The following is an 18,313-nucleotide window of genomic DNA, read 5'->3' on the forward strand; positions in this document are numbered from 1 at the left end:
TTCCCTCAGTACTCGTGTGATCGTGTCGGGCGGTGTGGGTCAGGTCCCACGGTGGGACCGGGTAGGCACCTGCGTCGGTCCACTCACACCAGGCGGCTCAGCGCCGCCGACACCAGTGTCCGGACACCCGGCTCGAGTACCGACGGGTCAGGGGCGAACAGCGGGCTGTGGTTGCCCGGCACCTTGCCGATCTTCTCGGCCAGGTCTGTGCCGGGGGCCGCCTCCCACACGTCGGCCGGGGTGGAGGTGACGTACCAGTAGTCGTACGGGACGCCGTCGGGTGCCAGTAGGGAGAAGTCCTCGCTGCCCATCGCCGGGCCGAAGTCGAACACGGTGTCGGCGCCGAAGAGTTCGCGGTGCACGGCCGCGATCTGCCCGTCGAGTGCGGTGTCGTTGACGGTGTTCGGGTAGCCGGGCCGGAGCGTGACCTTGGGCGGCACCGGGCAGTCGGCGGTCCGGCACTCGCCCTCGACGATGCGGCGGACGGCTCCGAGGACCCGCTGGCGTACGTTCGCGTCCTGGGTGCGCAGGTTCAGGGAGAGCCGGGCGTCGGCGGGGATGATGTTGTGTTTCGTACCGGCGTGGAACTGTCCCACCGTCAATACCACCGAGTGCGCCGCCGCGACCTCACGCGAGACCACGGTCTGCAGGCGGGTGACGATGTAGGCGGCCGTCACGATCGGATCGATCGTCGATTCGGGGCGTGAGCCGTGGCCTCCGACGCCGTGCACGACGATGTCGATGTCGTCGGTGGCCGACATGGTCAGGCCGGGGGTATGGGGGTAGAACCCGGCGAGGCCGGGCGTGACGTGCTGGCCGAGTAGGACGTCGGGGCGGGGGAAGCGGGTGTGCAGCCCGTCGGCGAGCATGGCCGAGGCGCCGCCGCCGGACTCCTCGGCCGGCTGGCCGATGACGACGAGAGTTCCGGACCAGGTGTCGCGGGCGGCGGCCAGCGACTCGGCGGCTCCGGCGAGCCAGGTGACGTGCAGGTCGTGGCCGCAGGCGTGCATGACGCCGTCGACGGTGGAGGCGTACCCCAGGCCGGTGGCCTCCTGAACCGGCAGGGCATCCATGTCGCCGCGCAGCCAGACGACGGGACCGTCGCCGTTCGCGAGGACGCCGACCACACCGGTGCCGCCGACGCCTTCGGTCACGTCGTAGCTCGCCACGCGCAGGCGGGCTGCGAGCTTCGCCGCGGTGCGGTGTTCCTGGAAGGCGAGTTCGGGGTGGCGGTGCAGGTCCTGGTAGAAGTCCTTCAGCGCGGCGGGCTCCAGGTCGGCGGTGATCTCCCGGGTGAGGCGGGCGACGGTGGTCGGCTCGCTCATGCGCGAACCTCCTTCTCCTCGAATGTCGGCACGCTCGCCAGCAGGCGGCGCGTGTAGGGGTGTCGGGGCGCGCCGTACACGTCCCGCACCGGCCCCTGCTCCACCAGTTCGCCCTGGCGCAGAACAGCGACCTCGTCGCTGACGTGGCGGACGACGGCAAGGTCGTGGGAGATGAACACCATCGTCAGGGACAGTGAACGCCTCAGCTCTTCAAGGAGGTTGAGGACCTCGGCCTGCACGGAGGCGTCCAGTGCCGAGGTGATCTCGTCGGCAATCACTACCTCGGGTTCCACGGCGAGGGCCCGGGCCACGGCGATGCGCTGGCGCTGGCCGCCGGAGAACTCGTGGGGGTACTTGCCGGCTGCCGAGCCGTCCAGGGCGACGGTCTCCAGCCACCGTTCGACCGTCGCCGCATGCTTCCTCGCGTCGGCCCGCACGGGGTCGACGGCTTCGGCGATGGCCTCACCGATGGTCATGCGCGGGTTGAGCGATGCGTAGGGGTCCTGGGAGACGAGTTGTACGCGGCGGCGCACCGCGGTGAGGTCCCTCCCCTTGAGGCCGGTGAGGTCTTCTCCGTCGAGGGTGATGCGGCCTGTCCGGACCGGGTGAATGCCGACGATCACCTTGGCGATCGTCGACTTGCCGGATCCGGACTCGCCGACCAGGCCGAGCGTCTGGCCGGCCCGGACGCCGGTGGACACGCCGTGCAGCACTTCGCGGGCGCGCCGACCGTGCCCGAAAGCGACGGTCAGATCCTCGACGACCAGCTTGTAAGGGGACGTGGTCATACGGGCTGCACCTCCTGGCGTACGGCATGGCAGGCGACGGCGTCGATGAGGTGTGGCCGTTCGGTCGCGCAGAGGCCGTCGAGCACCACCGGGCAGCGGTCGGCGAACGCGCAGCCGGCCGGCCGGTCGGCGGGCGCCGGTGGACGGCCCGGGATCGTGGCGAGCAGTGCGCGTTCCTCGGTGCCCGTGTCCTGAAGCCGCGGGCTCGCCGCCAACAGCGCCTTGGTGTAGGGGTGTCGGGCGCGTCCGGCCCGCAGGTCGGCCGTGGACAGCTCCTCGACAACGCGGCCCGCGTACATCACCACGACCCGGTGGCAGACCGTGCCGATCACGCCGATGTCGTGGGAGATGAAGAGCATGCTCGTGCCGTGCGTGCGGTTGATGTCCTTCAGGAGGTCGAGGACGTCGGCCTGGACGGTCACGTCGAGGGCGGTGGTCGGTTCGTCGGCGACGATCAGCCGTGGTCCGGGCAGGACGGCTGCGGCGATCATCGCGCGCTGCCGCATGCCGCCGGACAGTTCGTGCGGGTACTGCTTCACGACCCGGACCGGGTTCTCGATCCGTACCTGCTCCAGCGCCTCGACGGCGCGCCTGTGTGACTCCGCTCTGCCCACTCCCTGGTGCACGCGGAGTGTCTCGGTCAGCTGACCGCCCATCTTCAGGGCCGGGTTGAAGGAGGCCGACGGGTCCTGGTACACGATGCCGATCTCGATGGCCAGTCGTCCGGGGTCGGCATCGGGGCCCGCCAGGTCGAGGTCGTTCAGGGTCAGTTCCGCCGCGTGCGCGGACAGCCCCTCGGGCAGGAGTCGAGCCACGCTCATCGCCGTCAACGACTTGCCGGAACCGGACTCTCCCACGAGGCCGACGATCTCGCCGGGCATGACGTGGAAGGAGACGTCGTCGACGAGGCGGGTCCCGTCGGGCAGGGCGACGACGAGGCCGTCCACCTTCAGCAGGGCATCCACGGGTGCCCGGAGTGATCTCGGGGGCACCGGGGCTGGGTGCCTCGTCCTGGCTTTCGTGCCACCGCCGCGGGGGTCGAGTGCCGTGGCGAGGCCGTCGCCGACGAAGCCTCCGAGGACACCGGTGAGCGTGATGGCCACCACCGGGCCGATCGCCTCTGCCGGATTGGTGTAGAGCGACTCCAGGCCGGAGTTGAGAAGCGACCCCCAGTCGTAGTCCGGCGACTGCACGCCGACCCCCAGGAAGGACAGGCCGGACAGCGCGACGAGCACGTTCGCGAAGGCCACCGAAAGCAGCACGAGCAGCGGCCCGGAGATGTTGGGCAGCAGGTGGCGGGCGAGCAGGCGGTGAGGCGGCACGCCCATCAGGCGGGCCTGCGTCACGAAGTCGCGCTGGGCGACCGAGGCCGCCATGTTCGCGGTCAGACGGGCGAACGCGGGTGCGCCGCCCAGGCCGATCGCGAGGATCGAGGCGGTGGGCCCCGTCCCGAGGACCGTGGCAATCACCATCGCCAGCAGGAGCGCCGGGTAGCAGATCATCACGTCGATCAGGCGCAGCCCCAGCTCGCGCACCCTACGGCCCGACACCCAGACGACGGTACCGAGCAGGATGCCCGCCACCGAGGCGATCGCGGTCGCCGCGAGAGCCATCTCCAGGGTCAGGCGGGTGGCGACCAATGTGCGGGCCAGCACGTCACGGCCGAGGGCGTCGGTGCCGAGCCAGTGCTCGCCACTTCCATGCGCGCGGGCGGCGCCGCTCAGCCCGGTCGCCTCCTCCTGCCAGAGGAAGGGGGCGACGATGCCGAGGAGGGCGATCAGTCCGAGGCCGCTGAGGGCCACCACCAGGGGCGTGTTCCAACGTATACGTCGCATCAGCGGCCTCCCTTTCCGGCCAGGGTGCGCGGGTCGAGCAGCGCGAGGACGACGTCGACGAGCAGGTTGAGCACGGCGGCGAGCAGGCCGAGGACCAGGACACAGCCCTGGACCACGGGGTAGTCGCGGACGAGGAGCGCCTCGACGACCCGCTGGCCGATGCCCGGCCAGGCGAAGACCGACTCGACGACGACCGTGCCGCCGAGCAGCCCCGCGAGGATCAGCCCGCCGAGGGTGAGCGTGGCGGTGAGCAGATTGGGCAGGGCGTGGCGGGTGTACAGGCGCACCGCGGGCAGGCGGCGTCCGCGCGCGGTGCGCATGTAGTCCTGGGCGAGGACGTGTCCGGCCTCGGTGCGCACGATGCGGGCCATGACGCAGGTCCCGGGCAGGACCAGCGCGGCGACGGGAAGCACCATCGACGTCACCGTCTCGGCGCCCGCCGCCGGGAGCCAGCCCAGTCTGATGGCGAAGCCGAGGACGAGGAGCGTGCCGATGATGTACTCGGGTGTGGCGCCGACCAGACCGGTCACGAAGGTGAACGCCCCGTCGGTGCGCCGCCTGCCGCGTGCGGCGACGGCGAGCCCGATCGGCACGGCGAGCACCAGCACCACCAGGACAGAGAGGAACGCGATCTCGGCGGTGAACGGCAGGCGGCTGCCGATGATCTCGGCGACGGGCTCCTTCGTCTGGAAGGCCGTGCCCAGGTCGCCGCGCAGCAGACCGCTCGCATACGTGCCGAACTGCGCCAACAGCGGCCGGTCCAGGCCCAGTTCGTGGCGGGCCAGCTCCACGTCGGCGGGCGTCGCGTCGGCGCCCGCGACCACACGCGCCGGATCGCCGGGGATGAGCTGCACCATCAGGAACGTGCCGACGACGAGCGTGACGGCGACGGCCACGAGCCCGACAAGACGTCGGACAAGAAAGGTTCCCCAGGGGCCGAGCGCCGTCGTGCGCCCGGCGCCCGCAGCCGGCTTGCCGGTCAGTGTCGCCGCCATCAGCCGGTGACCCGGAGCGTGGCGAGGGTCAGGAGACCGCCCGGCATCGCGAACGAGATTCCCTTGCGGGCGATGTAGTGAACGTTCACCGTGGCGAGCGGGATCACGTCGTTCGCCTTGAGCAGCACCTCCTGGGCCTTCTGCCAGGCGGCGCACTTGGCGCCCTGATTGGTGGTGGACGTCGCCGCGACGTAGTTCTCCGCGTACGCCGCGTTCTTCACCGCGCCGTAGTTCTGGCCGCCCTTGGACGGCTCGGGACCCAGGAAGTAGCTGCCGCCGCGCGCGAGAGTCCCGCTGATCAGCGGGAAGACGGTGACGTCCCAGTCGCCCTGGTTCGCGGTGACGTCGGTGGCCCAGGTGGCGTTGTCGGAATTGGTGAGCTTCACCTCGGCACCGGCGGCGCGCAGGGCCTCGGCGACGTAGGAGTTGCCGGCGCCGCCGGCGACGCCGTTGGTCCCCTCCAGCTTGAGGGACACCCCCGTGAGGGTCTTCTTCGCCACGGCCGGGTCGGTCGTGGTCAGCAGTTTGCTGTCGGTGGAGACGCAGGCGGCCTTCTCGTCCACGTACGAGGTCATCGTCTGACCGGCGCCGCCGAAGACCTTGTTGAAAGCGGAGGCGCTGACGGCCTGCGCGACCGCTTTGCGGACCTTGGGGTCGGCGCCCGGGTGCCCGGGGCGCTGGTTGAAGGCGATGTAGTTACGGATGAACGGCGTCGACCTGATCGTGTACGCGGTCTTGCCGGTGAACCGTGCGGTGTCCGTGCCGGTGAGGGGGGCCAGGTCGAGGGCGCCGGTCTGCAACTGGTTGGCCAGGGTCGACTCGTTCTTCGCGATCTGGATCCGCAGCGTGTCGGCCGGCTTCCCGGCGGGCATCGAGGCGTAGCGCGGGTACGCGTCGAAGCCCTTGCGCAGCCGCAGTTCGTACGATGCTCCGCGCCGCGCCGTCGCCATCTCGTACGGGCCGGAGGCCGCGCCCTTGACGGCGCCCTGGGCGAGCGCGGCGGCCCCCGCGCCGAGACCCGCCTGGCAGATGATCCCGGCGCCGGTGCTGGACAGGCCGCTGAGGACCTCACCCCACGGAGAGACGGTGGTGATGGTGACGGTCCGGGCCGCGTCGTCGCCCGTGATCCTGGTCTTCTCGCCGGTGTTCGTGGCGCCGAAGGTGAGCAGGGCGCCGGCCGAGGTCGCCCGGTAGCGCTTGAGGGAGGCGACAACCTGCGAGGCGGTCAGCGGGGAGCCGTCGGAGCAGGTCAGGCGCTTCTTCAGGGTCAGGGTCGTCTTCTTCGGGGTGGACGTCCAGTTCTCGGCCAGACCCGCGACGAAGGTGCCTCCGTCGTCCTGGCCGATCAGCGGCTGGTACAGCAGCGACGTCATCGCGTAGTCCGACGCGCTCGCGCCCTTCGCCGGGTCGAACGAGGTGACATCGGAGGTGAGCCCGACCTTGACGGTGCCCCCACTCGCGTTTCCGCTCGACGAAGGACCGCCGACGGAGCCGGTGGTGCAGGCGGAGGCCAGGAGGGACGTAGCGGCGACCGTGATGGCGCCGGCGAGGAACCGCGAACGGTGCATGGAGGACTTCCCAGGGCTGAGGGCGGTGCTGCGGTGTGATGCGGGATACAGAACAGGCCACTTTCTCTCCCATCCTGAAATTGCAAGAATCCGCACAGGGATGGTGATCACATGCGCGAATCCGCAAGCTTTGTTGGCCCGGTCACGGTCGACACCCCGGCTCGGGGAACACTCGATGAACTCGATCTCGCACTCGTCAACGCCCTGCAGATGGCGCCCCGCGCCCCCTGGGCGCAGCTGGCGCGCCCGCTCGGAGTGGACGCGGCGACGCTCTCACGACGCTGGGCCCGGCTGCGCGCCTCCGGCGAGGCGTGGATCACCTGCCACGCGGCTCCCTCCCAAGTGACGTACGGCGCTCTCGCCTTGATCGAAGTGTCGTGCGTACCCCAGGCCCGGGAAGCCCTGGCCTGGCGGCTCGCCCAGCACCCGCAGGCGACGAGCGTGGAACTGGTGGCGGGATCGTGCGACCTGCTCCTGACGGTGGCCACGGCGACGAAGCCGTTGATGACCGCATACGTCCTCGCTCTTGGCCGCGACGAGGCGGTGACCGCCACCCGCACCCACCTGGTACAGCGCCTGCACCAGGACGGAAGCGAGTGGCGCATGGACTCGCTCTCACGCGACCAGCGGCGCGACCTGGCGGAGACCGAGGACAGCGCCGCCCACACCGCCGCCGCGATCCTCAGCCCCGAGGACCGCGCCCTGCTGCTCGCCCTCGCCGAGGACGGCCGCCGCTCCGTCGCTTCGATCGCCGCCGAGTTGGACCGCCCCGAGTCGACGGTGCGACGGCTGCTGCACTCGCTGCTCCACGGCGGCAGAGCGGTGCTGCGCTGCGACACTGCCCACCTGTACGCGGGATGGCGCAGTTCGGCGACCCTCTGGATGTCCGTGCCACCCGCGCAACTCGCGACAGCCGGAGAGCAGTTGACCCGGCTGCGGGACACCCGCATGGCGGCGTCGGTGTCCTCCGAGGCCAACCTGTTGAGCGTCGCGTGGCTGCACGCCCTGGACGACCTCGCACGCTACGAGGCCCAGGCCGCCGCGCGGATCCCCTCGCTGCGAGTGCTGAACCGCACGGTCACCCTGCACTGGGCCAAACGCATGGGCCGCCTGCTCGGAGACGACGGCCGCAGCACCGGCTGCGTCCCGATCGATCTGTGGCACACGATCGCCTGACCCCCTCCCGAGCTGTCTGCGGTTTCCAGCGCAAATCCTCTGGTCATGGCGGATCCGTGCAATCAGGGAGACGGGTGGGACGGGTACCCGAGGCTGAGGCACCACCGCCGGACGGACGGACGGCCGGCCTAGCCCAAGACCGAGAGGGACACCTCCATGCCCAGCAACCCGCCCGCCGGCGACGACCTTGTCCACCTCAGCGCCACCGAGGCCCTCCGGCTCTTCACCCGCCGTGAGGTGTCCCCCGTCGAGCTGATGCGGGCCGTCACCGAACGCGCCGAGAAGATCGAACCGCGGATCAACGCCTTTACCGAGCGCCTCTTCGACGAGGCCCTGGAGCAGGCCCGGCACGCCGAGGACCGCTACCTCGGCAAGAACGGTCTCACCCCCCGCCCCCTGGAGGGCATCCCGGTCGCGGCCAAGGAGAAGCACGCCATCCTGGGCCGCACGCTGACCGAGGGCTCCCTCGCCAGGAAGGGCCAGGTCGCCACCGAGAACGCCCCCGTCGTCGACCGCATCCTCGACGTGGGCGGCATCATCCACGCCCGCACCACCACCCCGGAGTTCTCCCTCGCCACCTACACCCACTCCCGCATGTGGGGCGTCACCCGCAACCCCTGGAACCCCGACTTCTCGCCCGGCGGTTCCTCCGGCGGCGCGGGCGCTTCCCTCGCCGCCGGCACGACCCTGCTCGCCTCGGCCTCCGACATCGGCGGCTCCACCCGCATCCCGGCCGCGTTCACCGGAACCGTCGGCTTCAAGGCCCCCTACGGCCGCAACCCCGGCCTCGGCGTGCTCACGGCCGACCACTACCGCGGCGACGGCCCCATGGCCCGCACGGTCGACGACGTCATCGCCCTCCAGAACGTCCTGGCCGGCCCAGACCCCCGCGACCACACCTCGATCCGCCCAAAGCTGACCCTGCCGACCTCGTACGTGGACGTCACTGGCATGCGGATCGCCCTGTGCGTCCGCCTCGGCGAGTACGACGTCCACCCAGAGATCGAGGCCAACACCCGCGCCGCCGCCCAGGCCCTCGCCGACGCCGGCGCGCATGTGGAGGAGATCACCCTCCCCTGGACCCACCTCGACCTGCTGACCGCGGTCGCCGGCCACTTCTCCACGATCTTCGGCGCCCTCGTCATCGAGGCCGCCGAGACCCACCGCGACCTGCTGAGCCCGTACGCGGTCGCCTTCGCCGACATCATGACCCACGCCCGCACCCAGGTCAGCTACCTCGACTCCCTGCGCGCCGAACACCAGCTGCAACGAGGGCTCGCCACCGCCATGGACGGATTCGACGCCATGATCTGCCCCACCACCGCCATCCCCGGCTGGCACGCGGGCGACGACCTCGCGGGCGACAAGGTCATGGTGAACGGCGAGGAGGTGGCCGACACCCTGTGGAGCGCCATGACCACCCCCTTCAACATCAACAACCGGTGCCCCGTCCTCAACGTCCCCTCCGGCATGTCGAACTGGGGAATCCCCACCGGCCTCCAGATCGTCGGCCACCCCTACGACGACCCCGCCGTCTTCCGCGTCGGCAAGGCCCTGGAGACCCTCCGACCCTGGTCGTACGCGCAGATCGAAGACCAACTGTCGTAACCACAGCAGGAATTCCTCGGCGGGACAGCTGCGGTGACAGCTGAGCCGCACCGGGTGCGGCGAACAGCCCCAGCGAGTGTTGCCTCAGGGGGCGGAGGCGATATCTCGACAGCTGCCCCACCTGAACGCGGTGAGAACAAGCTCCGCCCACGATCGCCGACCGGCCCTGACGGGGCTGAACATCAGGCGGCAACACGACGGTTGCCGCCAGGCAAGCGCTCAGACGTCCCCGCCCGCGCGGGAATACCCGGTCAGGCACCAGCCCAACGGCTTCACACCCAACCGGAAAACCCTTGAAAGGTCCGGTCCCGGACGGGCCAGCGACGCAGAGGCACCCGGGAGGTCTTCGCGCCGCAGAGGTCCGGGACTTCCGCTTGGAGGTGACCACCGAGCTCTGCCGTGCCCCAGAGGATGCCGTACTGACCTGTCTTCGTGACCTCGATGTCTTGGACGAGCCGCTGGTGGCTCGCGTCGGTATCGCCCCGGACGTGGCACTTCTTGTTCAGGACAGTGCCGTCGTCGGGTGGAGCCTGACTGACCCGGTCCGGTACGTGACCACCGGGTTCGCCGCCCCCGACCCGGCCCCTCCCGCCCCGTCGACCCGGGTCCTGTTCACCACGTGCATGGACCTCGTCACCACGCCGTGGCTGGACGCGGTGCGGCGCCGTGATCCGGCCGCCGTGTCCGACTTGCGCCAGCCTGACCGCAGGCTGCGCGACCAGCGTGAGGACCGGCACCGGGCTGACGCGCTCCTCGCTTTGACCGGCGGACTGGTCGAGGACTACGGGAGTCGGTGACGGTCGGCCGATTCGGCAGCGGCCCCGTGTCGCCGTAGCGGCAGGTTAACCCCGGTGCGGGTTCGGCTCCTTGCGGAAGGGCCGCAGGAGCGTTGGGGGCTCGAGGCCGGAAGCGAAATGGTGACCGCCTGAGGCGCTGCGGCGATGACCGGTCCGGTCGCTGTTTGCGATCACCGCTGGCGGCACAGAGGGCTTTACGATGCGCCAGCCGGGGCTCGGGTCGATGTGGCCCAGCTGTGGCGGGCCCTGGCCGCAGGCGGCGGACTGCCAGGTGGTGCAGGCTGAAATTCGTGCGCACCGGCCGTGACGCTCATTTGACGCTCCGAGCCCAGGCAGCCCGCCTACAGAGCCGAGGAAACCCATCTGACCTGCAGCTCCTCCCGCTTCGACTGTCGGTGACGTGTTTCCGATGACGCATCACGTGGAGTGCGTGGCGATTCTGGAGCCGGCGGCGAAGGGCTTCTGACCTGCCGTTTTTGCCCGTGTGTTGATGTGCGGCGTGGGCGTCACGGGCGATATCTTGCCGCGCGTCCTGACGGGTAATCAGGCGAGCGTTTCTTCAGGTGACGGTGTGTCGGGTGGTGGCTGTCAGAGTTCTGCCTCTGCTCATGCTTAGTGAAGGCTCGTCGGGTATAGCGTGAATTGCGGTCAAGTGGGGTCCGTAAGGGCTCCAGTGGGCGGCCGTGTTCTCCCCGTATAGGAGGAGAACTTCTCGAGGCCCAGTGCATTGGAGGGCGGATCCTCCACCGCGACGTTCTGCCACCTGCACAGGGCTGAGCGGATCGCTGAACTGCCGTGCACCGCCAACGGTCGCGGGTTCGGCGTTCTTCAGCTCCGCGTTCTCGTCGCTGTCATGCTGTTCTGGGGCTCCCATGGGCCCCAGCATGTCCCGCCGACATAGACTTCGGATTTTTCACGGCGGCCCGGTGGAAGAAGGCCCCTCCCATCACCAGGGTGGGGCCTTCCCGTGGCCGCCGCACTGTCGCTGGACCGGTACAGCCGAAAGATCTGCACTGCTTCAGGATCTTGATGGCTGGGCTCGCGTCGTAACGAACGAAGAGTGCTGATCAGTCGCCGGACTTCACGGGCTCCAGCTTGATGCTGAAGTGTCGGAGGATCGGGGACTGGCCCGTAACCCGGTAGCCACGGACCGATTCAGGATTCTTCGCGATATCTGCCAGGGTGGCGGCAACGTGGTCGTAGTGGCTGCGGGTGTAGACCCGTCGGGGGAGAGCCAGCCGTACAAGTTCGTAGGGCGCCGTCTTGACAGGGTTGCCGTGCTCGTCCTCTTCACCGAGGTACAGCGATCCCAGCTCCGCCGAGCGGATGCCTCCGCGCAGGTAGAGCTCGCAGACGAGTGCGGTGCCGGGGTACTGGTGCGGGGGGATGTGGGGCAGGAGGCGCCCGGCGTTGACGTAGAGGGCGTGCAGACCGGCGGGTTCCACGATGTCGACGCCGGCCTCGCGGATGCGTGCGGCGAGATGGGCGGCTATGTCGGCACGCTCGGCGAGGTAGGCCGGCTCGGTCACTTCGAGGAGGCCGCGGGCCATCATGTCGAGGTCACGTCCGGACAGACCGCCGTAGGTGGTGAATCCTTCGGTGGCGATGAGCAGACCCCCGCACCGCTCGGCGAGTTCGGCGTCCTTCAGGCCGATGAAGCCGCCGATGTGGACGATCCCGTCCTTCTTCGCGCTCATGACGCAGGCGTCGGCGAGGCGGAACGCTTCCTCGGCGACCTGGCGCGGGGTGCGGTCGGCGTAGCCGGGTTCGCGCTGGGTCACCAGCCAGGCGTTCTCCGCGAACCGGGCCGCGTCGAGGATCATCGGAACGTTGTGACGGCGGCACAGTTCGGCGGTGCGGTGCAGGTTTTCCATGCTGACCGGCTGGCCCCCGCCACCGTTGTTGGTGATGGTCATCAGCACTGCCCCAACGGGCGTCCGGTCCGCGTTCTCCAGGGCCTGTTCGAGGGCGATCAGGTCGATGTTGCCCTTGAACGGAAAGTCGTTGTCGAGGTCCTTCGCCTCGGCGCAGGGCAGGTCGTACGCCGTACAGCCAGTCAGTTCGACGTTGGCGCGCGTGGTGTCGAAGTGCGTGTTGGACAGCACACTCATGCCAGGCCGCAGCAGCGAGGAGAAGAGGATGCGCTCGGCCGCGCGGCCTTGGTGGGCCGGCAGGATGTGGGGGTAGCCGGTGAGTTCGGAGACGACCTCGTGCCACCGGTAGAAGGAGCGGCTGCCGGCGTAGGACTCGTCGCCCTGCATCCCTGCGGCGAGCTGGTCTGCGGAGATGGCACCGGTCCCGGAGTCGCTCAACAGGTCGATGGTGACTTCGTCGGCCCGCAGATCGAAGGGGTTGTAGGCGACCCGCTTCAGCGCGGCCTCGCGCTCCTCCCGGGTGGTGAAAGCAAGAGGTTCTACGACCTTGATGCGGTAGGGCTCCACGTGACTTCCTTCTGTGTGGTGTGCGGGCTGACGTGGCCGACGGCCTGGTGCCCGAGGTCCAGGACACTCTGGGTGCGCGCAGGCATCCAGGTGCCCCGCGGGTACTGCTCCTGCGGCGGCCGGACGCGGTAGGCCTCGGAACTCAGGTAGGCGGTGAGCCGGGGCGGCCGGTTGCGCTCGTACACCAGGGCCAGGTAGGCGATCAGCCCCATGCCGTCGGCGAGGGTTCGCTGTGTGAGCGCTCCCAGACTTCGGTTCAGGACGGTGGGGTCCATGCCGGCCCGGGTCAGCAGGGCTGTGGCGCGGGCGAGGGCCTCTTCGTCATCGCGCACGTAGTCGCGAACGGGAATGTGGAGCGTGAAGCCGCTCGGGTTGCTGTCGCCTTCGGTGAAGGAGTGGCAGGTGAGCGCCGGCCGCCGCACCAGTCGCAGGGTGTCGTTTCCGCCGCGCTCGGACGGCGCGAGGGAGCCCGCGGCCGCGTGGAAGAAGTAGCGGATGTCGGCCGCTGTGGCTCCGGAGGTACGGCTGAGCGCGCAGGCGTCATCGGCTGACATGCGCGGGTGTCTCACGTAGACCTTGACGCGGGGGGACGTCCAGGCGCCCAGGTCCAGAGCGAGGAACGGATAGCCGGCCCCCGGAGGCAGTTGCTCGAATGCCTGGCCGTAGCCGAGCCGCCGCAGTGCCTCGCGCACGGTGCGGGCCGCGCTTTCCGGGCCGGAGGCGGAGGGGTTCAGGTAGACCTTGACCCCGGGGACCCCTCCGGCGCGCAGATCGAGCGCGTACCACAGGGCCAGGGGGCCCTGGGCTGCAGCGGGGAAGAACAGGTCAGCGAGGGCGTCGAGTTGGTCGGTGGCGAAGCCCCAGCGGGCGCCCATTGCGCGGATGACCGCAAGCCCGGCGCGGCCGCTGTCGACCATGTCGCTGTGGGCCCACCCGGGCTCCACGAGCACTCGCAGGGCCGGGGCGGCGTCCGGAGCGCCGGCGAGGGAGAACTCGACGGGGGTGTGGTCATCGGAGAGGAAGGTGGGCGAGGCCGGCGGCAGGCACAGCGGCCGGTGGGCGGCGCCTGCGAGGGAGTCGATCAGGACCTGTCCGTACAGCTCGGTGTCCGCCTCGCTCAGGCCCACCGTGGCGCCCAGGCGCCGCAGTTGACCGAGTACGTGGTCGCCGAGCGTCGTCTCACCGGGGCTGGTTGCCGGTACGCCGGGGCCCGGGCGGGAGGTCATCGTGCGCCTCGCACGTCGTGGCGCGTAACGCGTCTGGACGGTGCGGGAGTACGGGGACGTGCTCCGCCGACAAGGGAGGGGGCGAGGGCCAATCCGCTGCCGGGAGCAGCGGGTATTCGGTCCTGCGTCTGGTCGGGGTCGCCGCCCCCGCACGGGTTCCGTCTGCTGGGGGTGGTGCGCCGTGGGCCCGGTCGGGCGCTTGCGGATGGGGGCGCGGAGATGCTTGCGAGGTCCACTGGCTCTCCTTCATCTTGTGTCACTCCAGACACTCCGCGCCGTCCTACCCAGGAAGTTGATCTTTCATGCAGGCTGCGTCAACTGCCTGTGTCACATGCATCACAGGGGGTGTGGGCTACTGGCCCGTCAGCCAGTTCATGAAGCTGCTCCAGCGCCCCGCTTTGCCGGTGGGCTGCGGCGCCGCGGGCGCGGGTGCGGCCGCGACGGGGGGTGCCTGGTAGCGGGGCTCGGCCGTCGGCTCCGGTGCGGCCGCGGCGCGCGGGGTGACTGCGCTGAACCGGACGGGCAGGGAGGCCAGGGCCCGGTTGAAGGGGCCGGGCCGCCAGGCGAGGCTGTCCGCGGGGACGGCGAGTTCAACGTCGGGCAGGGCGTTGAACAGCGTCTCCAGGCCCGTCAGGGCGATCAGCCTGGCCGGCTCCTTCGACGGGCAGGCGTGCGGGCCCGCGCTCCAGGCGAGGTGACCGCGGGTGTCGGCACCGCGGTCCGCGAGCGCCGTGTTGGCGGCGCCGAAGGACACCAGCACCAGGTCACCGGCGCGCACCTTGTCGCCGGCCACGTCCGTGTCGACCACCGGGTAATGGGGCGCATAGTTGGACATCGGCGCATTGCGCCACAGAGTGTCGTCCACAGCCTTGTCGAACTGCCCCAGGCGCGCGAACTCCTCGTTGGTCAGCATCGTGTAGAAAGCGTTGCCGATCAGGTTGCCCTCCGGCTCGCCGCCCGCACCGAGGAGCAACACCAGCGTGTGCGCCAGTTCCTCGTCGTTCAGCTGCGCCGGATGCTGCATCAGGTAGGACGTGACGTCCTCCCCGGGCTGGGCGCGCTTGAGCGCCACCAGCTCGCTGACCGCTCCGAGCAGGACCTGGCTGGCCGCCTCGGCGTTGACTCCGTCGAACATGCCGGAGATGCCGAACAGCACCCGGTCGCCGATCTCTGCCGGGCAGCCGAACAGCTCGTTGAACACGTACAGCGGGAGCTGCTGGGCGTAGTCGCGGAGCAGGTCGGCGCTGCCGCGGGCGCTGAACTGGTTGATCAGGAACTGGGCTGCCTGGCTGACGATCCGGCTGAGCCGCTTGTTGCTGACGCGGGCGAAGGAGTCGGTGATGGCCTGCCGCAGCCGCACATGCTCGGCGCCGTCGGTGAACATCGCGTTCGGCCGGTAGCCCAGCAGCGGCAGGACCGGGCTGTCGGGGCGGATGCAGCCCTCAGACAGTGCACGCCAGCGGCGTGAGTCCTTGCGAAAGGTCGTCGAATCCTGCAGCAGTTCCAGAGCCGCGTTGTAATCGGTCACCAGCGTCGCCTCCACGCCGGGGGCGATGGTGACCGGAGCGGTGGGGCCGAGCTCGCGCATGTAGCGGTAGTAGGCGTGCGGATTGGCAGCGAACTCCGCGCTGTCCAGCGGTATGCGCTGCCCGCTGCCGTGTGCGGGGCAGCCGGGCGGAGGTACAGAGGGGGTTGTCATGCGTGCTCCAGGTCGGCGCGCTCGTGCAGATAGCGGACCAAGGTGATCAGGGCGTCGACGGACGACTTCTCGTCGCGTGCGTCGATGGTGACGACGGGGGTGTCGGGCAGCAGGTCGAGTGCCTCCCGGACTTCCTCCGGGGTGTGGACCGTACTGCCGTCGAAGTGATTGATGGCCACGGCGAAATCGAGGCCGTAGCTCTCGACCAGATCCATGATGTCGAAGGAGTCGGCCAGGCGCTCGGGGTCCACCAGGACCAGGGCGCCCAGCGCTCCGCGGGCCGTGTCGTCCCACAGACTCACGAAGCGCTGCTGTCCGGGGGAGCCGAACAGATACAGAACGATGCGCTCGCTCAGCGTCAGCCGGCCAAAGTCCAGGGCGACGGTGGTGGTGGTCTTTCCCTGAACCCCTTTGAGGTCGTCGACGCGCTCCGAGAGCGTCGTCATCCGCTCCTCGGTGGACAACGGCGTGATCTCGGAAAGTGAGCCGATCAGGGTGGTCTTGCCGACGGCGAAATGCCCGACGACCAGGATTTTCACTGCAGTCTGCTGTGCGCCGCTGGGCACGTAGGCATCCTCAGACAGGGAGAGCCTTGAGGCCATCGAGCACCTCCTTAAGCAAGGCCTTGTTGGTGGGACGGGCCGAGGGCACCGGCGCCCGGGTCACGAGATAGCCCCCCTCGGCGAGGGAACTGAGCAGCACCCTGACCACCCCGAGCGGCAGCTGGGAGTGCGCGGATATCTCAGCGACCGAGAGGTAGCCAATAAGGCACATCTCCAGGATCTGCTGCTCCTCGGGCGAGAGCCGCTGGGGGCGTTGCTGCTCGTCGTTTGCCGTCGTAACGAGAGTGATGAGGGCGAACTCGCCCTCATCGGGCAGGTCACGGCCACGGGTGATGACGTAGGGCCGGACTAATTCTCCGGCCTCGGACACGAACTCGGGCTCGGGCTCGGGACGGCCGGGTTCCGTCATGAGGTGACCGTGTCGCCGCGAAGGCCGGTCGACATCGCCTTGCCCAGCCGGCTGACCAGCTGCTGCATTCGGTACGTGATGTCCTGCATGTCGACCTCGGCCGACGCCGCCACGGCAAGGTAGCTGCCGCCGCCCGCAGCGTTCAGGAACACCCAGCCCCCGTCGAACTCGATGAGGGTCTGGCGCCAGTTCGCTCCGTGCTCACCGCAGAAGAAGCTGACAGCCCGGCTGAGCGACTGCAGGCCGGAGACGGCGGCGGCCACCTTGTCGGCATCGCCCCTGTCAATCTCCGCGGTACGGGACATCTGGAGGCCGTCGCCAGAAATCAGGACCGCGTGGAGAGCATGCGGAATCTGCAGCGCGTCCTCAAGCATCCAGGACAGTTCGTCGCTCACGGGGCATCGAATCCTTCGTGTGAATCGGCAGTGCTATCACCTTCGGCGGCCGGTACCCCCGCACCTCGGCCGCTGAGAGTGCCGCGCTGAAACGCACCCATGGCCGCCACCCGTGCCTCTGCTGACCGGGCCGGCGGCGCTTCATCAGACCTGCGGCCGCCGTCCGGCACGAGCGCCATGCCGCGCTTGTTCCGTCGCCGGGGCAGCCCGCCCTCCGTCGCCGCAGGAGCCGAACCGCGGCTCGCGGCAGCGGCATTGACTTCTTGCGTGGTAGTGGGCGTCTTGGGCTCGGGCATCTCGGTCAACAACTCCTTCGGCACCATCACCACTGCGCGAACGCCGCCGTAGGGAGAGGTGCTGTCGATGGCGACCGTGAACCCGAACCGCGCACACAGGGCACCGATCACCGCGAAACCGAACGCGGGAGGGTTGCCGAGCTCCGAAACGCTCACCGCAGACCCGCTGGACAGCAGAGTGGTGGCGTTCGTCCGTTCTTCCTCGCTCATGCCGACACCGGCGTCGTCGATCACGATGCAGATGCCCCGGGGCACCGTCCGCACCTCGACCTCGACCATGGTGGACGGATCGGAATAGCTGGACGCGTTGTCGAGCAGCTCGGCCACCGTCAGCGCGATCGGTTCGACGGCACGGCTGGTCACCGCGAAATCGACCCGTGAGGCGATTTCGATGCGCTGGTAGTGCCGGATACGGCCCTGCGCTCCGCGGATCACGTCATAGACCGATGCAGCCTCCCGCTGCCGGCCAAGCCACCCGCCGCACAGCACAGCAATGGACTGTGCACGCCGGTTGAATTGCGAGTTCATGTGGTCGATGTCCAGCATGTCTCGCAACAGGGCCGAGTCGCCGTACTTCTTCTGCAGCCCGGAGATGGCCCGCTGCTGCTCCGCGGCGAGGCCTTGAAGGGTCCGCATGGCCGACTTCAGTACGGTGTTTGTGGCCTCCTCCGCCTCTTCCTTGGCCTGGCGGACCACCTCGTCGTAGCCGCTGCGCAGCTCGGTGACGGTGGACTCGAGGTCGGCGGCCCTGCCCTGCGATGCGGTCAGCTCACCCTGAAGGCCCAGCTTTTGACGGCGTAGTGCCTTGATCGTTTTTCGCTGGCGAGTGATTACCGTGGCGGCGACAGCGACGCCGACGGCAAGCGCCCAGACTGTCGGATCCTGCCAAAAATTCGTCATGTGACTCTCTATTGAGCGGCTGTAGTCCAGCTCTCGAAATCTGTCCAAGCGGACCCTCGGCTGTGGGCAGACGTCACCGCCCGGAGAGCCCCCCTGGCTGTAGCCATGCCAAGGCGAAAGCTCACGTGGCATGTGCACGCGAGCTTATCACCAGACGATCATGAGGCTCTGTCAAGTCCGCCACGTCGTTGCCCCGTTGGCGAGAAATGCATGTTCATGTCAGTGAGGAAGGTGTGCCTGCGAGGTGGAGGCCCACAGTGGCGGAGCGCGCACCATGCTGCTCAGTCGTGTG

At 69.4% G+C, this 18,313-nt stretch carries 15 protein-coding genes; 3 read left to right on the forward strand and 12 right to left on the reverse strand.

Annotation, left to right across the window (positions count from 1 at the left end; genetic code table 11):
* Positions 1 to 83: 83 nt before the first annotated feature.
* Genes ACIOEW_RS29460 through ACIOEW_RS29480 form a run of 5 tightly spaced genes read right to left on the reverse strand, consistent with a single transcriptional unit; the run spans position 84 to position 6,511 of the window.
* A complete protein-coding gene (locus ACIOEW_RS29460) occupies positions 84 to 1,325 on the reverse strand; it encodes an amidohydrolase (RefSeq protein ID WP_401967305.1) in 1,242 nt (413 codons plus the stop codon).
* Entirely contained in the window at positions 1,322 to 2,113 is a 792-nt protein-coding gene (locus ACIOEW_RS29465) for an ATP-binding cassette domain-containing protein (RefSeq protein WP_362557377.1), read from the reverse strand. Before ACIOEW_RS29465 ends, ACIOEW_RS29460 begins: the two co-directional genes overlap by 4 nt.
* Positions 2,110 to 3,948 (reverse strand): dipeptide/oligopeptide/nickel ABC transporter permease/ATP-binding protein, encoded by a 1,839-nt coding sequence (locus ACIOEW_RS29470; RefSeq protein WP_401967308.1) that lies wholly within the window; start codon positions 3,946 to 3,948, stop codon positions 2,110 to 2,112. The genes ACIOEW_RS29465 and ACIOEW_RS29470 overlap by 4 nt, the downstream gene beginning before the upstream one ends.
* The gene (locus tag ACIOEW_RS29475; protein ID WP_362557374.1) at positions 3,948 to 4,943 is read right to left on the reverse strand and encodes an ABC transporter permease; all 996 of its coding nucleotides are present in this window, start codon (positions 4,941 to 4,943) and stop codon (positions 3,948 to 3,950) included. The genes ACIOEW_RS29470 and ACIOEW_RS29475 overlap by 1 nt, the downstream gene beginning before the upstream one ends.
* Positions 4,943 to 6,511, reverse strand: a complete 1,569-nt coding sequence (locus ACIOEW_RS29480; protein ID WP_401967311.1) for an ABC transporter substrate-binding protein — start codon at positions 6,509 to 6,511, stop codon at positions 4,943 to 4,945. Before ACIOEW_RS29480 ends, ACIOEW_RS29475 begins: the two co-directional genes overlap by 1 nt.
* 111 nt (positions 6,512 to 6,622) lie before the next feature.
* On the opposite strand from ACIOEW_RS29480, the gene ACIOEW_RS29485 reads away from it, so the two are divergent.
* The 3 genes from ACIOEW_RS29485 (at position 6,623) to ACIOEW_RS29495 (ending at position 10,092) form a co-directional block, all read left to right on the forward strand.
* Entirely contained in the window at positions 6,623 to 7,687 is a 1,065-nt protein-coding gene (locus ACIOEW_RS29485; RefSeq protein WP_401967314.1) for an Lrp/AsnC family transcriptional regulator, read from the forward strand.
* Positions 7,688 to 7,843: 156 nt separating this feature from the next.
* Complete coding sequence (locus tag ACIOEW_RS29490) at positions 7,844 to 9,295, forward strand: amidase (RefSeq protein ID WP_401967315.1); 1,452 nt, start codon at positions 7,844 to 7,846, stop codon at positions 9,293 to 9,295.
* A gap of 446 nt (positions 9,296 to 9,741) precedes the next feature.
* Positions 9,742 to 10,092 carry a hypothetical protein gene (locus ACIOEW_RS29495; protein WP_401967318.1) on the forward strand — a complete coding sequence of 117 codons (351 nt, stop codon included), beginning with the start codon at positions 9,742 to 9,744 and terminating at the stop codon, positions 10,090 to 10,092.
* 1,067 nt (positions 10,093 to 11,159) lie between these two features.
* Here ACIOEW_RS29495 and ACIOEW_RS29500 read toward each other — a convergent pair.
* The 7 genes from ACIOEW_RS29500 to ACIOEW_RS29530 form a co-directional block, all read right to left on the reverse strand.
* The gene (locus tag ACIOEW_RS29500) at positions 11,160 to 12,533 is read right to left on the reverse strand and encodes a tryptophanase (RefSeq protein ID WP_362554414.1); all 1,374 of its coding nucleotides are present in this window, start codon (positions 12,531 to 12,533) and stop codon (positions 11,160 to 11,162) included.
* Entirely contained in the window at positions 12,506 to 13,759 is a 1,254-nt protein-coding gene (locus ACIOEW_RS29505) for a tryptophan dimethylallyltransferase family protein (RefSeq protein ID WP_401967320.1), read from the reverse strand. Before ACIOEW_RS29505 ends, ACIOEW_RS29500 begins: the two co-directional genes overlap by 28 nt.
* Before the next feature lie 352 nt (positions 13,760 to 14,111).
* Entirely contained in the window at positions 14,112 to 15,458 is a 1,347-nt protein-coding gene (locus ACIOEW_RS29510; protein ID WP_401967323.1) for a cytochrome P450, read from the reverse strand.
* Positions 15,455 to 16,060 (reverse strand): ATP/GTP-binding protein, encoded by a 606-nt coding sequence (locus ACIOEW_RS29515; protein ID WP_326739823.1) that lies wholly within the window; start codon positions 16,058 to 16,060, stop codon positions 15,455 to 15,457. Before ACIOEW_RS29515 ends, ACIOEW_RS29510 begins: the two co-directional genes overlap by 4 nt.
* Positions 16,035 to 16,430: a DUF742 domain-containing protein gene (locus ACIOEW_RS29520; protein WP_362554409.1), complete on the reverse strand. Its 396-nt coding sequence runs from the start codon at positions 16,428 to 16,430 to the stop codon at positions 16,035 to 16,037. The genes ACIOEW_RS29515 and ACIOEW_RS29520 overlap by 26 nt, the downstream gene beginning before the upstream one ends.
* Positions 16,427 to 16,825: a roadblock/LC7 domain-containing protein gene (locus ACIOEW_RS29525; RefSeq protein WP_362554407.1), complete on the reverse strand. Its 399-nt coding sequence runs from the start codon at positions 16,823 to 16,825 to the stop codon at positions 16,427 to 16,429. The genes ACIOEW_RS29520 and ACIOEW_RS29525 overlap by 4 nt, the downstream gene beginning before the upstream one ends.
* The gene (locus ACIOEW_RS29530) at positions 16,822 to 18,021 is read right to left on the reverse strand and encodes an ATP-binding protein (RefSeq protein WP_401967326.1); all 1,200 of its coding nucleotides are present in this window, start codon (positions 18,019 to 18,021) and stop codon (positions 16,822 to 16,824) included. The genes ACIOEW_RS29525 and ACIOEW_RS29530 overlap by 4 nt, the downstream gene beginning before the upstream one ends.
* Between the last annotated feature and the right edge of the window lie 292 nt (positions 18,022 to 18,313).

The sequence above is a fragment of the Streptomyces sp. NPDC087901 genome, from assembly GCF_044742205.1.
In the GTDB taxonomy this organism is placed as follows: Bacteria; Actinomycetota; Actinomycetes; order Streptomycetales; family Streptomycetaceae; genus Streptomyces.

Excerpts from the sequence above, each read along its gene's own strand:
- ACIOEW_RS29460 (WP_401967305.1), bottom strand. The coding sequence starts at position 1,325 with ATGAGCGAGCCGACCACCGTCGCCCGCCTCACCCGGGAGATCACCGCC.
- ACIOEW_RS29465 (WP_362557377.1), bottom strand. The coding sequence starts at position 2,113 with ATGACCACGTCCCCTTACAAGCTGGTCGTCGAGGATCTGACCGTCGCT.
- ACIOEW_RS29470 (WP_401967308.1), bottom strand. The coding sequence starts at position 3,948 with ATGCGACGTATACGTTGGAACACGCCCCTGGTGGTGGCCCTCAGCGGC.
- ACIOEW_RS29475 (WP_362557374.1), bottom strand. The coding sequence starts at position 4,943 with ATGGCGGCGACACTGACCGGCAAGCCGGCTGCGGGCGCCGGGCGCACG.
- ACIOEW_RS29480 (WP_401967311.1), bottom strand. The coding sequence starts at position 6,511 with ATGCACCGTTCGCGGTTCCTCGCCGGCGCCATCACGGTCGCCGCTACG.
- ACIOEW_RS29485 (WP_401967314.1), top strand. The coding sequence starts at position 6,623 with ATGCGCGAATCCGCAAGCTTTGTTGGCCCGGTCACGGTCGACACCCCG.
- ACIOEW_RS29490 (WP_401967315.1), top strand. The coding sequence starts at position 7,844 with ATGCCCAGCAACCCGCCCGCCGGCGACGACCTTGTCCACCTCAGCGCC.
- ACIOEW_RS29505 (WP_401967320.1), bottom strand. The coding sequence starts at position 13,759 with ATGACCTCCCGCCCGGGCCCCGGCGTACCGGCAACCAGCCCCGGTGAG.
- ACIOEW_RS29510 (WP_401967323.1), bottom strand. The coding sequence starts at position 15,458 with ATGACAACCCCCTCTGTACCTCCGCCCGGCTGCCCCGCACACGGCAGC.
- ACIOEW_RS29515 (WP_326739823.1), bottom strand. The coding sequence starts at position 16,060 with ATGGCCTCAAGGCTCTCCCTGTCTGAGGATGCCTACGTGCCCAGCGGC.
- ACIOEW_RS29520 (WP_362554409.1), bottom strand. The coding sequence starts at position 16,430 with ATGACGGAACCCGGCCGTCCCGAGCCCGAGCCCGAGTTCGTGTCCGAG.
- ACIOEW_RS29530 (WP_401967326.1), bottom strand. The coding sequence starts at position 18,021 with ATGACGAATTTTTGGCAGGATCCGACAGTCTGGGCGCTTGCCGTCGGC.